The organism is Seonamhaeicola sp. ABD4_340 (genome assembly GCF_056312135.1).
Window position 1 is genome coordinate 767,768 of the sequence record NZ_CM149981.1, and the last position, 13,995, is coordinate 781,762.

8 protein-coding genes are annotated in these 13,995 nt (G+C 34.7%); 6 read left to right on the forward strand and 2 right to left on the reverse strand.

The annotated features are described in order from the left end of the window. Nucleotides 1-128: 128 nt before the first annotated feature. The 6 genes from ACYX4H_RS03405 (at nt 129) to ACYX4H_RS03430 (ending at nt 10,977) form a co-directional block, all read left to right on the forward strand. Nucleotides 129-3,047 (forward strand): SusC/RagA family TonB-linked outer membrane protein, encoded by a 2,919-nt coding sequence (locus tag ACYX4H_RS03405; RefSeq protein WP_476237805.1) that lies wholly within the window; start codon nt 129-131, stop codon nt 3,045-3,047. An 11-nt stretch (nt 3,048-3,058) separates the two neighbouring features. Beyond that, entirely contained in the window at nt 3,059-4,660 is a 1,602-nt protein-coding gene (locus ACYX4H_RS03410; RefSeq protein ID WP_476237806.1) for a RagB/SusD family nutrient uptake outer membrane protein, read from the forward strand. A gap of 15 nt (nt 4,661-4,675) precedes the next feature. Next, nucleotides 4,676-5,776: a SusE domain-containing protein gene (locus ACYX4H_RS03415; protein WP_476237807.1), complete on the forward strand. Its 1,101-nt coding sequence runs from the start codon at nt 4,676-4,678 to the stop codon at nt 5,774-5,776. A gap of 19 nt (nt 5,777-5,795) precedes the next feature. Further along, entirely contained in the window at nt 5,796-7,259 is a 1,464-nt protein-coding gene (locus ACYX4H_RS03420) for a SusE domain-containing protein (protein WP_476237809.1), read from the forward strand. A gap of 66 nt (nt 7,260-7,325) precedes the next feature. Next, entirely contained in the window at nt 7,326-10,076 is a 2,751-nt protein-coding gene (locus ACYX4H_RS03425; protein ID WP_476237811.1) for an alpha-amylase family glycosyl hydrolase, read from the forward strand. 7 nt (nt 10,077-10,083) lie between these two features. Then, nucleotides 10,084-10,977, forward strand: coding sequence for a polysaccharide deacetylase family protein (locus ACYX4H_RS03430; RefSeq protein WP_476237812.1), 894 nt, complete (start codon nt 10,084-10,086; stop codon nt 10,975-10,977). 125 nt (nt 10,978-11,102) lie between these two features. Here the strand turns inward: ACYX4H_RS03430 and fsa are convergent, their stop codons facing one another. After that, nucleotides 11,103-11,756, reverse strand: a complete 654-nt coding sequence (gene fsa / locus ACYX4H_RS03435) for a fructose-6-phosphate aldolase (protein WP_475295779.1) — start codon at nt 11,754-11,756, stop codon at nt 11,103-11,105. Nucleotides 11,757-11,774: 18 nt separating this feature from the next. Beyond that, the gene (locus ACYX4H_RS03440) at nt 11,775-13,814 is read right to left on the reverse strand and encodes a transketolase family protein (protein WP_476237814.1); all 2,040 of its coding nucleotides are present in this window, start codon (nt 13,812-13,814) and stop codon (nt 11,775-11,777) included. Nucleotides 13,815-13,995: the final 181 nt, after the last annotated feature.

The window sequence follows — 13,995 nt, forward strand, 5'->3', positions numbered from 1 at the left end:
AAACGTTTTCGATGAATATTTCGTAATTTGAAATTATTTGTTTACAATTTCTTTACATAGTTTTATTCTCTGAGAAGTGAAAATATACTCAAGACTAACTAAAAAGACATTAATTTAAAAATTATTGTATGAAAACAACAATGAATGGGTTACTCCTTTTTTTGTTTTTTGTGCCAATAAGCTTATTTGCACAAAATATTGTAAAAGGAACAGTAACTGAAAAATCAACAGCCATTCCGCTTCCTGGAGTAAATGTTGTAATTAAAAATACTACAACAGGCACATCAACAGATTTTGACGGGCAATACCAAATACAAGCCAACAAAGGTGACGTTTTAGTGTTTACTTATGTAGGCTATTTGCCCATAGAAGTTCCGTTTACAGGGCAATCAACAATAAATGTTGAAATGGCCGAAGACGCCGCATTACTAGATGAGATAGTAGTTATTGGTTATGGTTCTACAACCAAAAAAGATGCCACAGGTTCGGTTGAAGCCATAACTTCTAAAGATTTTACCAGAGGTAACATTGTTACACCCGAAAACCTTTTAAGTGGTAGAATTTCTGGTGTTAGTATTAATACTAGTGGTGCTCCTGGTTCAGGGTCTCAAATTAGAATTCGTGGTGGCTCTTCTATTAACGCATCAAATGATCCGTTAATTATTATTGATGGTTTACCAATTACAAACGACTCTAACCGAGGATCGCGTGGTATTTTGGCTAGTATTAACCCTAATGATATTGATTCATTTTCAGTATTAAAAGATGCTTCTGCAACGGCTATTTATGGTTCTAGAGCAGCAAATGGTGTTATTATTATTGTAACTAAAAAAGGTAAATCTACCTTTAGCGCTACTTTAGATTCTCAATATAGCTTTGGCGAATTAACTGACAGAGTTAACGTGTTTAGCGCTAACGATTTTAGAAACTTAGTAGCATCGCAACCTATTAACGGTTCTAATTTAGATGAAACTTTATTAGGAAACGCAAATACAGATTGGCAAGATGAAATTTTTAGAAACACTGTTTCATCGCAACACAATTTATCTTTACAAGGCTCATTATTTAAAGCCATTCCTACTAGATTTTCTTTCGGAATAACAAATCAAGAAGGTGCAATTATGACTTCAGAATTTGAGCGCAGAAACCTAGGATTAGCCTTAAACCCAAGTCTTTTTGATGATCATTTAAAAATTAATTTAAATGCAAACTTATCATTTGAAGATAATCGTTTTGCAGATTCAGGACAAATTGGCGCTGCTTTACGCTATGACCCAACACAACCTGTATATGATGCAACATCGCCTTTTGGTGGTTTCTATCAGCACCGTAACGGTAGCACACTTTTAAATGGTACTACAAACCCAGTAGCATCTTTACTTCAAACAAATAATATAGGTGACTCTAACAGAGCTTACGGTAACTTAAACTTAGATTACAAATTTCATTTCTTACCAGAATTAAAAGCTGTTTTAAATATTGGTTATGATGAAACTGAAACTAAAGAAATACAAAGAACATCTGCTCTTGTAGCTACAAATGACGATGTTAGAGGTAATGTTTTTGACAGGTTTGAAAAAAGAACCAACGAGTTATTTGATGGTTATTTAAACTACTCAAAAGAGTTTAACAACGTACGCTCTGAGTTTACTGCTGGTTACTCATACCAAAAATTCACTTTTAAAGGTGATAACACAGGTAACAGATTAGACCCAAATAGCGCACCAGATATTTATGCAGATCCTGACGTGGTTTTAATAGGCTTTTTTGGTAGAGCTAATTTAACTTTTGCTGATAAGTATTTATTAACACTTACTTACAGACGTGATGGTTCTTCAAGATTTAGCGAAGAAAACCGCTGGGGTAATTTCCCTGCAGCTGCTTTAGCTTGGAATATTAGCGACGAAGATTTCTTAAAAAATTCAAAAGTTATTTCAAACTTAAAATTAAGAGCTGGTTACGGTATTACAGGGCAACAAGAGGTTACCCAAAAAGACATCTTTTTAAATCGCTACCGCGGTGGTAACCCAAACTCGCAATACCAATTTGGTAATACTATTATCCAATCTTTAATAGCTTCTGAAATTAACCCAGATTTAAAATGGGAAGAAACAACTACCATTGAATTTGGTGTAGATTATGGGCTATTTGACAACAAATTATCTGGATCTTTAAACGTTTTCCAAAAAAATTCAAAAGATTTATTATTTGAAGCCTCAGTGGCCGATGGTGCCAACTTTTCAAACAACGTGATTCAAAACATTGGAGAGTTACGCATACAAGGTTTAGAATTTTCTTTAAATGCCGATGTTGTTAAACAAGAAGATTTTAATGTAAACCTGAACTTTAATGCTACATTTTTAGATAGAGAAATTACAGATTTAGCCCTAGGACAAGATGTAAGAACTGGTGGTATTGCTGGTGGTACTGGTAATAACATTCAAATGCACAGAATTGGCGAAGCACCTAACTCATTTAGTGTTTACAAACAACTTTATGATACTGCAGGAAACCCAATTGAAGGCGCTTACGCAGATTTAAACGGTGATAATGTTATTAATGATGACGACCGTTATATTAAAGAAAATCCGGGTGCCGATGTTATTTTAGGTTTCCAATCTAACATTAACTATAAAAACTTCGATTTATCTTTTAACATGCGTGCAAACCTAGGTAACTACGTTTACAACAACGTAAATTCATCTAGAGCACAATTAGGCCAATTACAAGATAATGCTGTTTTAGGCAACGTTCCAACATCAGTACTTAACACTAATTTCCAACGTACTTCAGATGTTATTACTTCAGATTTATATTTAGAAGATGCTTCATTCTTAAAAATGGACAACATTACATTAGGTTACACATTTAACAACATTTCTAAAAAACTAAAAAGTATTAGACTTTGGGGTGGTGTTCAAAATGTATTTGTTATTACAAACTACTCTGGTTTAGATCCTGAAGTTACAGGAACAGACCCTGGTATAGACAACTTAATTTACCCAAGACCAAGAACTATTTTGGCTGGAGCTAATTTTAAATTTTAAAAAAATTAACTATGAAAACAAGATTTAAAATACATAAAGCACTTGGTTTAATTTGCTTATTTGTTGTTACACTAACAGCTTGTACAGACGATTTAGATATAACACCAAATGACGACCAAACAACACTTAGTGACGATTTGTACGCCAACGAAAGCGCATACAAACAAGTACTTGCCGGCATATATGCTAACTTAGCATTAACCGGAACAGACGGACCAGAAAGTTCTAACTTAGATGGTATTGATGCTGGTACTAGCCAATTTGGCCGTGTACTTTTATACACACAAACCTTGGCAGCAGACCAAATGATTTGGTCTTATGAAAACGACCCTGGAACCAGAGAAATTCAAAGAAACATCTGGACAGCGCAAAACCCATTATTACTTGGTATGTTTAGTAGAGCGCACCTATCAGTTGCCTTGGCTAACGATTTTTTAAGAGAAACTACCGATGCTAAATTAGATGGCAGAAATGTTTCAACAGCAGTAAGAAATCAAATACCTGCTTACAGAGCCGAAGCCAGATTAATGCGTGCTATGGCCTACTATTACTTAATGGATTTATTTGGTCAAGCCAATTTTAGCACTGAAAATGATGCTTTAAACACACAGCCTCCTGCATATGGAAGAACCGAGTTATTCAATTTTATTGAATCTGAATTATTAGATATTGAAGCAGATTTAATTGATGCTAAACAAAATGAATACGGGCGCGCAGATAAAGCCGTTGCCTATATGCTTTTAGCTAAACTTTATTTAAATGCCGAAGTTTACATAAACGAAAACAGATATAGTGATTGTGTAACATATTGTGAAAAAGTAATAAACGGTGGCTACACTTTAGCTACAAACTATTTACACAACTTTATGGCAGATAACAATACAAACTCTGCTATAAACGAAATTATTTTCCCAATAATTTCAGATGGTCTTACAACACAAAACTATGGCCCAACAACCGTTATGGTTAATGGTTCTGTTGGAAGCATTGAACAAAACGGTGCCGAAGTTGGTGTTACTGAAGGCGGCTGGGGTGGCGCTTTTAGAATTCGCAAGCAGCTTGCACAATTATTTGAAGGTCCATTTGCTGTTGATGACAGAAATACTATAATTTCTGAAGGCAGACCTATAGATATCACTGATATTTCAGACAGAGACAGTGGTTATATCATCCAAAAATACTCAAACGCAACATCAACAGGTAGTTTTGGTGTAGACTTAACTTTTGTTGATACAGATTTCCCATTATTTAGATTAGCCGATGTATACCTAATGTACGCCGAAGCTCATTTAAGAGGTGGAGGCGGTAGCGCATCAACTGCATTAGAGTATTTAAATGCTTTAAGAATAAGAGCAAACAATCCTGCTGTATTAACCGCTGGAGAAATGACTTTAGATTATATTTTAGATGAAAGAGCAAGAGAACTACACTGGGAAGCTCACAGAAGACAAGACTTAATTAGATACGGCAGATTTACTGGCGGAAATTACAATTGGGCTTGGAAAGGTAATGGTAGTAACGGTATTTCATTATCATCACACTTAAACCTTTACCCAATACCAACAGCAAGTTTAGCTTCAAACCCTAACCTTACTCAAAATCCAGGATATTAATATTAAAAATTTAAAATGATGAAAAATTTAAAACAATTTTCAGCAGTTAGTATCATTGGTTTGGTTATGCTATTTTTTGCAACCTCTTGTGATGATACTACTGATACATTTAACATAACAGACCCTTCTGCACCAATTTTAGCAGATTTAAACTTTACAGAATTAGAGCTAGACCCTGTTAACACAGGAAACCCAGCTGTAACGCTTAATTGGTCTGAGTCTGATTACGGACAACAAACAGCCGTAAACTATGCCATAGAGTTTTCAAATGACGAAGCTTTTACAACAACCGAAGTTGCAGCAACAATTACTGGCCAAACAGCTTTAACATTATCTGTTGGCGAAATAAACACAGCTGCAGGTAACGCTGGTTTAAATCCGTTTACTTGGGCTACATTATATGCAAGAGTAGTAGCTTCACTTGGTACTCAACAAAGAGAGCCTATTACATCAAACACTATTAGCTTTGAAGTATATCCGTATTTCAATTATACATTTAATGATTACATTTTAGTAGGAGACGCTACCGCACCAGGTTGGAATAACAACAACAATAACCCACCACTTTTTAGAGATGAAAGTAACAGTAGCGTATATTACTACACTGGTAGATTTGCTGAAAACGGACACTTCAAAGTGTTACAAGAAAAAGGCTTATGGCAACCACAATGGGGAACAGATGATGGCAGTACTGTTGGCGCTAACTTAGGGAGCGGCGATGACCCAGAAAGATTTCCTTACGGCGGTGGCGATGGTATTCCTGAAGGCTTTTACACCTTCACAATCAATTTTTCTAGTAACACATTTACTTTTGAACCTTTTGACGCCTCTAGCAGTACAAGTCCTGCTGCGTTAGCTATTGAAGGATCTAGTGTTGCTAACACAGCTTTAACGCCTTTGAGTTTTGATGGTCATATTTGGTATGCTAACGGTGTACGTTTAACACCTGGCGAAGTGTCTTTTATGGCAGATGGTAACGCTTGGGGAAGCACAACATCTTTCTCTGGTGTAGCAACAAACGGTGGTGGTGCAATACCAGTACCGGTAGAAGATGATTATGATATTTGGTTTAATGATTTAACAGGTCGTTACATTCTTATTCCTTTAAACCTATAATTAATTTAAACTAAAAGACATGAAATATTTTATTAATAAAATAAGCTTTCTTTTGCTGTTTTCTGCATTAATTTTTACTGCCTGCGAAACTGAAGAAAGTCTAACTATAATAGAACCAGAACCACAGTTTGTATTAAACACACCAGGTATAAGTAGTGTATTTTTAAATTACAGCTTACCAGATAACCCTGCGTTTACAATTACTTGGAGTGACGACATATACGGCGGAAATTACACTGTAGAAATGGCTACTGATGCAGATTTTACAACACCTGTAACACTAGGCACTACAGACAAAAATAATTTCTCAATGACCGTTACAGCATTAAATGATGCTATTAGAAATGCGGGAATTTCTACCTTTAGAGATATTCCTGTGTACATGCGTGTTTTGGCGGGCAGTGTAGCATCTAACAATGTTTTATTACTTGTTACTAGCTACCCTACTGATGCACCTGAAATTACAAGTCCTACAGCAGGTGACGCTATCGTTTTATCAATAGACAGTGTTAATGACACTGCACTTACCGTTAATTGGGATGATGCTGTATTAAATTCAACTTTAGGATTAGAAATTACTTACACAGTAGAAGCTGCTGTTGCTAATACAAATTTTGCAGCACCTGTTATTGTAGGATCTGTAGTTAATAACGCTACGGTTACATCAACGCATGCCGATTTAAATGCTGCAGCTTTAGGCATTGGCTTAACACCTGCTGAAGCAAACGATATGGAAATTAGAGTTATTGCCAGAAACACAAACGAAAATGGCAATACTTTAGAAAGAATTTCAGAATCTGTAATATTTTCAGTTACACCATACAGCGTTTCATTCCCTAACTTATATTTTGTGGGAGATGCTACTAACCCAGGCTGGAATCCTGATAATAACAACACACCTGTTTTTAGAGATCAAGACACACCAAACGCTTACATTTATACAGGTTACTTTAACGCTGGTGCTTTTAAATTAATTGAAGTTATTGGCCAATGGCAACCACAATGGGGCACAAATGATGGCTCAACATTAGCCGTTAACCCTGGTGGCGGATCAGACCCTGGAACTTTTAACGTTGCAACAGCTGGTTACTACACGTATACATTTACAACTGTTGGTGAATCTGGTAGTTTTAGTGTTGAAACTTATGATGCTTCTGGCGCTACAACATACACCGCAATGGGCATTATTGGTAACGCTATTGGCGGATGGGGTGATGCTGATGAAGTAAACTTTACACAACCAGATATGAACAATCCGCATATTTGGAATGCACAAAATGTAACATTTACTGAAGGTGAAGAATTCTTAATTAGAGCAAATGATGCTTGGAGCGAAGTTTGGAGATATACAGGCTCTACAGAATTACACGGAACTGCACTTTTAGCAGGCAGCGGTAACAACTTTGTATTTAATGCACCAACCGGAAGTTATAACGTTTGGTTTAATGATTTAGACGGAAGCTACATCATCATACCTAACTAATAACATTACAAACAAATAATAAAAAGGCTGATTAACTCAGCCTTTTTATGTCTTAAACTATACATTATGAAGAAGCTTTTTGGCATTATGTTACTGTTACTATCAGTAACGGTAAACGCCCAAGTATCTACCGCTCCAACAATACCTACTGCTTCAAATACAATTACTATAAATTTTAATGCCGTTGGCACTGGTTTAGAAGGTTACACCGGCGATGTTTATGCACACACAGGTGTTTTAACAACAAACTCCACAAGTCAATCAGACTGGAAACATGTTATTGGCTCATGGGGGAATAATGCCACACAACCCAAACTTACCCGCCTAGGCACTAATAGTTATGAGTTAGTTATAACACCAAGCATAGCCTCATTTTATGGTTCCGGATCTGATGTTGTTACAGATATTGCTTTGGTTTTTAGAAATAGCGCTGGCAATGCACAAACAAGTCCTGATATTTTTATCAAAATTTATGCTAACGGTTTAAATGTAGCTATTACTAACCCGTTAAATGAAGCCGTTTTTAATATAAACGACAATGTTAGCATAAGTGCCGAATCTAGTATAAATGCCAATTTAAATTTAAAGGTTAATAATAACACAATACAAACTGCAACAAACACTACAACTATTTCATCTAATTATACGTTTACATCAACTGGAAATTATACAATTGAAGCTGTTGCTACTGAAAATTCTGAAACAAAAACCGATGTTATTTCAGTATTTGTAAAAACACCAACACAAAATGAAGCACTTCCCTCTAATTTAGAAAATGGAGTGAATATTCACAGTGATGGTTCAGTAACATTTGTTTTACAGGCACCTTTAAAAAACGATGTTTTCTTAATTGGAGATTTCAATAATTGGTCGTTAAATGCTGCCTATCAAATGAAGAAAGACAATGATACGTTTTGGTTAAATGTTCCTGGTTTAGACGCCAACACAGAGTATTCTTATCAATACTACATTGATTATAATTTGAAAGTTGCCGATCCGTACGCAAAAAAAATTCTAGACCCAGATGACGACCCTTATATTCCTAATACAACATACCCAAACTTAAAAACATACCCAACAGGCTTAGCCACGGGTAATGTGTCTACCTTCAAAATAAATGAAACACCTTATACATGGCAAAACACTACATTTTCTAAACCCAATAAAGAAAACCTAATAGTTTATGAAATGCTTATAAGAGACTTCACTGAAAACGATTCATTCATTGAAGCCATGACGCATTTAGATTATCTTGAAACACTTGGTGTTAATGCCATAGAATTAATGCCTGTAAGTGAGTTTGAAGGCAACAATAGCTGGGGTTACAACCCATCATTTCATGGCGCTTTAGATAAAGCTTATGGTACCCAAAATCATTTTAAATCGTTTGTTGATGCCTGCCATAGCCGAGGTATTGCCGTAATTTTAGATGTAGTTTACAACCATGCCTTTGGGCAAAGTCCATTAGCTCAAATGTATTGGGATAGTGCCAATAACAAACCAGCCACTAATAACCCATGGTTAAATCCTGATGCTAAACATCCCTTTAACGTAGGTTACGATTTTAATCATGAAAGCCAATACACTAAAACCTTTGTAAAACAAACTTTAAAATATTGGATTGAAGAGTTTAAAGTAGATGGTTTTAGGTTTGATTTATCTAAAGGCTTCACACAAACAAACAACCCAAGTAATGTGGGCGCGTGGAGCAGTCAAGACAATTCTAGAATTGCAATTCTTCAAGATTACGCCAATTATATTTGGAATAATGTATCATCTGACGCCTATTTAATTTTAGAACATTTTGCTGATAATACAGAAGAAACCATTCTTGCCAATTTCGGGTTTATGCTTTGGGGCAATTTAAACCATAGCTTTAGCCAAAACACCATGGGCTTTAGTACTGATGCTGATATATCTTGGCTATCATACCAAAACAGAGGTTGGAGTAATCCGCACATTGTTGGTTATATGGAAAGCCATGACGAAGAACGTTTAATGGTAAGAAACGTAGCCTATGGCAATTCAAACGGCAGCTACAATATAAAACAACTTGGTACTGCATTAGATAGAATTGAAGCTGCTACAGCTATTTTTTACAGTATTCCTGGTCCAAAAATGCTGTGGCAATTTGGAGAACTGGGTTATGATAAAAGTATAAATTGTGAAAGTAATATTAACGATGGCACTTGCAGGTTAGACAGAAAACCCGTTGCGTGGACCTTAGGTTATGATACCAATACAAACAGAACGGATGTGTACAATGTTACCGCTAAAATGATTAACCTAAAAAAACAATATCCATCTACATTTAATACAGATAATTTTAGCATGAGTGTTAGCGGATTATTAAAACGCGTAAACCTGTATGATAACGTTGGTAATTTAGACGCTGTAGTTATTGCAAACTTTAATGTAACTACGCAAACTATAAACCCTAATTTCCCCAATACGGGTACTTGGTATGATGCGTTTACTGAAACATCAATAAATGTAACTAGTCCAACAGCAGGCATTACGCTTCAACCCGGTGAGTATAGATTGTACACCCAAACCGCTAGTTTAAATAATGAAAATTTTGAATTATCACAAACTGTAAAGGTTTACCCAAACCCAACTCAAAATACATTTTCAATAAATAAAAATATAAATGAATTACATATTTACACAACCACAGGTAAGTTGGTAAAATCGTTTAAAGGCAACTTTTCTAAAGGATATGCTTTTGATATTTCAACACTACCACAAAGTATATATGTAGTAAAAACCAACAGTTTTTTGGAAACACCACAAGCGTTTAAAATTGTTAAACAATAAATTAAAAATGAACAAATTAATTGTTTTTTGTAGCTACTTAATTTTACTTTCATCATGTAAAGAAACACCCCAATTTGTAAGCTTTACATATCCAGAAGGTAAATACAAAGCTCTAGTTTTAAGTTATGATGACGGTTCTATTCAAGATATAGAATTAACAAATTTATTTAACCAAAATAACTTAGTTGGAACCTTTAATTTAAATTCTAAATTTTTGGGTATTACAAAAGGTTGGCCTCAAAAAAACGGAGATACTATTTATCAAAAATATGTACCCAAAGACTCACTTCTTTATATCTATAAAAACCATGAAATTGCTGCTCATGGCGCTTTCCATAAAAATTTTACAGATATAACACTAAAAGAAGTAGAAGAAGAAATAAGTACTGATTTAAAGATTTTAACTGAACTAACAAAACGAAAGATTGTTAGTATGGCCTATCCGTTTGGAAATACTAACGATAGTATTGCTAATTTAATTTCTACTTTAGGAATTATTAACGGTAGAACAGTTAATGACACCCATAATTTTAAATTACCAAAAAATGATATGATTTGGAATCCAACTTGTCATGACAGCAAAGCTTTAGATTACCTTGACTCATACTTGCAGTTAAACAAAAAAAAATTAAGCCTATTTTATGTATGGGGACATTCTTGGGAATTTGGAAATAAAAAACGTTGGCATAACATGGTTACTTTTTGTAAAAAAATAAGTGAACCAAAAGATATTTGGTCAGTTGGTAATGGCGAATTAACACACTACTTAAATGCAATAAAAAATATAGAATTTAATACTAATTCCATTAAAAACCCTATTAATAATCAAACTATTTGGGTTGAATTAACAAATGGAATTACACCTATTAAACCAGGTGAAACTATTAACATAAAACATTAAAAAAACAAGAGTTTTAATCTCTTAAAAAGTAAAACTATAGTTTAGTTTTTCATAGTTGTTTAGTTGTAAAAAAAAGCTTCTCAAAATAGAGAAGCTTTTTTAATTCTATAATATTTGAAAACTGTTTAGTTTCCTTTTTTATAATCTTCTAAAAATTTAGCTAAACCAATATCAGTTAATGGGTGTTTTAACAAACCTGTAATTGATTTTAATGGACCTGTCATTACATCACTTCCTAATTTAGCACAATCAATAACGTGCATTGTGTGACGAATTGATGCTGCTAAAATTTGCGTATTAAATTGGTAGTTATCATAAATTTGACGAATTTCAGCAATAAGGTTTAAACCATCGGTTGAAATATCATCTAATCTTCCTAAGAAAGGCGACACATAAGTAGCACCAGCTTTAGCAGCTAATAATGCTTGTCCTGCAGAAAACACCAATGTTACATTAGTTCTAATACCTTTATCTGAAAAATATTTACAAGCCTTAATACCATCGGCAATTAAAGGTAATTTTACCACAATTTGTGGGTGTAAAGCAGCCAATGCTTCACCTTCTTTTACCATACCTTCAAAATCTGTTGCTATTACTTCGGCACTTACATCACCATCAACAATTTCACAAATCTTCACATAATGGTTTAAGATGTTTTGTTCACCTGTAATACCTTCTTTAGCCATTAATGATGGGTTTGTAGTTACACCATCTAAAATACCTAATGCTTGCGCTTCAGCAATATCATCAAGGTTGGCAGTGTCTATAAAAAATTTCATAGTTTTTAGTTTTGTTTATTATTGAATAGTGTTTAAATACGCTAATACATTTTTGCTAACTTGCGCGCCAGTGAAACCAAATTTTTCATCTAGCACGCCTGCTGGTGCAGAATACCCAAAATGATCTAAACCAAACACCTGGCCATTGGCACCTACTAAAGCCTCTAAGTTTACAGGTAAACCAGCTGTTAAACCAAATTTAGGTTTATTAGAAGGTATTACAAGCTCTTGGTATGCTTTAGGTTGGTTTCTAAATACACCTTCAGAAATTACTGAAGCAATACTTACTTTTAAATTATTTTCAGTTTCTAAAATTTCGGCAGCAGCAATTAATGTTGAAACTTCAGACCCGTTTGCAACAAGTACAACATCTGGATTTTCAACTTCTTTCACTAAATATCCACCTTTTTCAGCAGCTAAAGCCTCTTCATATCTAGATGTTTCATTTGCTGGCACATCTTTTATGCCTTGTCTTGATAAAATTAAGCCTGTTGGTGTACCTGTGTTTTCCATAGCCATTTTCCAAGCAACTGATGTTTCAGCAGAATCTGCAGGACGTAAGGCTAAGAAACTCATGTTTCCTTTATGGTTTTTAAGTTTTTCTAACAATCTAATTTGTGCTTCTTGTTCTATTGGCTGGTGCGTTGGGCCATCTTCACCTACTCTAAAGGCATCATGCGTCCATACATATTTTACTGGTAATTCTTGTAAAGCACTTAATCTTATTGCTGGTTTCATGTAATCTGAAAACACAAAAAATGTTGCTACTACTGGAATAACGCCTCCGTGTAAGGCAATACCATTTGCAATACATGCCATAGTTAATTCGGCTACACCTACTTGTAAAAATGATCCGCTAAAATCACCTTTTTGAAGTGCTGATGTTTTCTTTAAAAAACCATCTGTTTTATCTGAGTTTGATAAATCTGCTGAAGATACAATCATGTTTTCAACATTTTCAGCTAAATACGCTAACACGTTTGATGATGCAGCTCTTGTAGCTAAACCATCTTTGTGTGCAATAGATTCAAAATCCAGAGTTGGTAATTCACCTGAAAGGAAAAAATCTAATTTTTCAGCTAATACTGTATTATCATTTTTCCAAGCATTTATTTCTTCTTTTTTCTTAGCTGCAGCAGCTGTTTTGTTTGCAATTACATCTTTGTAAAAAGATGCAACATCACCATAAATATCAAACGGATTATCTAAATCTGCACCTAAATTTAATAGCGTTTTTGCATAATCTGCACCTGTTGCCCCAATTGGCTTACCGTGTAGCTCACAGTGTCCTTCAAACATAGTTCCATCGGCAGCAACGCAACCTTTCCCCATTATTGTTTTTCCAACAATTAAAGTAGGTTTTTCGGTTTCGTTATTAGCATCGGTTAATGCTTTTCTTATTTCATCGTGGTTATGCGCATCAATAGTAACAACTTTCCATCCCCAAGCTTCGTATTTCATGGCCGTGTCTTCGGTTGTAACCTCATCAGTAGATGTTGACAACTGTATATCATTAGAATCGAAGAACATAATAAAATTACTTAATCCTAAATGGCCTGCAATTCTACCAGCACCTTGCGATATTTCTTCTTGAATACCTCCATCTGATATAAATCCATAAACTTTATGGTTCATCCAATCACCAAAGCGTGCTTGTAAAAACTTTGCTGCAATAGCAGCTCCTACACCCATTGTATGTCCTTGCCCTAATGGACCCGATGTGTTTTCAATACCTCTTTCAAAATCTACCTCTGGGTGCCCTGGTGTAATAGAACCCCATTGTCTGAAATTAGCAATATCTTCTTTTTTATAATTACCTAAAAGGTAATATTGCGCATACATTAAAGTAGATAAATGACCCGCATCCATAAAAAATCGGTCTCTAAATGGCCAAGTCATATCTGTTGGATCATAGTTAAAAAACTCAGAGTACAGTATGTGCATAAAATCTGCACCGCCCATTGGGCCTCCTGGGTGTCCTGAATTTGCTTTTTCTACCATTGCTACAGCTAAAGCTCTTATATTATCGGCCGCTTGCTGGTCTATTTGTTTATTCATTTTAATGTATGGTTAATTTACTATTTACTAACTCTTGTTAATTATTTCTGACTTAAAACTCTAAAAAGGGTGAAGCTTTTTTAGCCAAAAAAATATTTTTTGCAAATATATAATCTTTAATTAGTTGAGGTGGTAAAAACACAATAATTTCATTAAAAAACACGAAACTGTTTACGTTAGG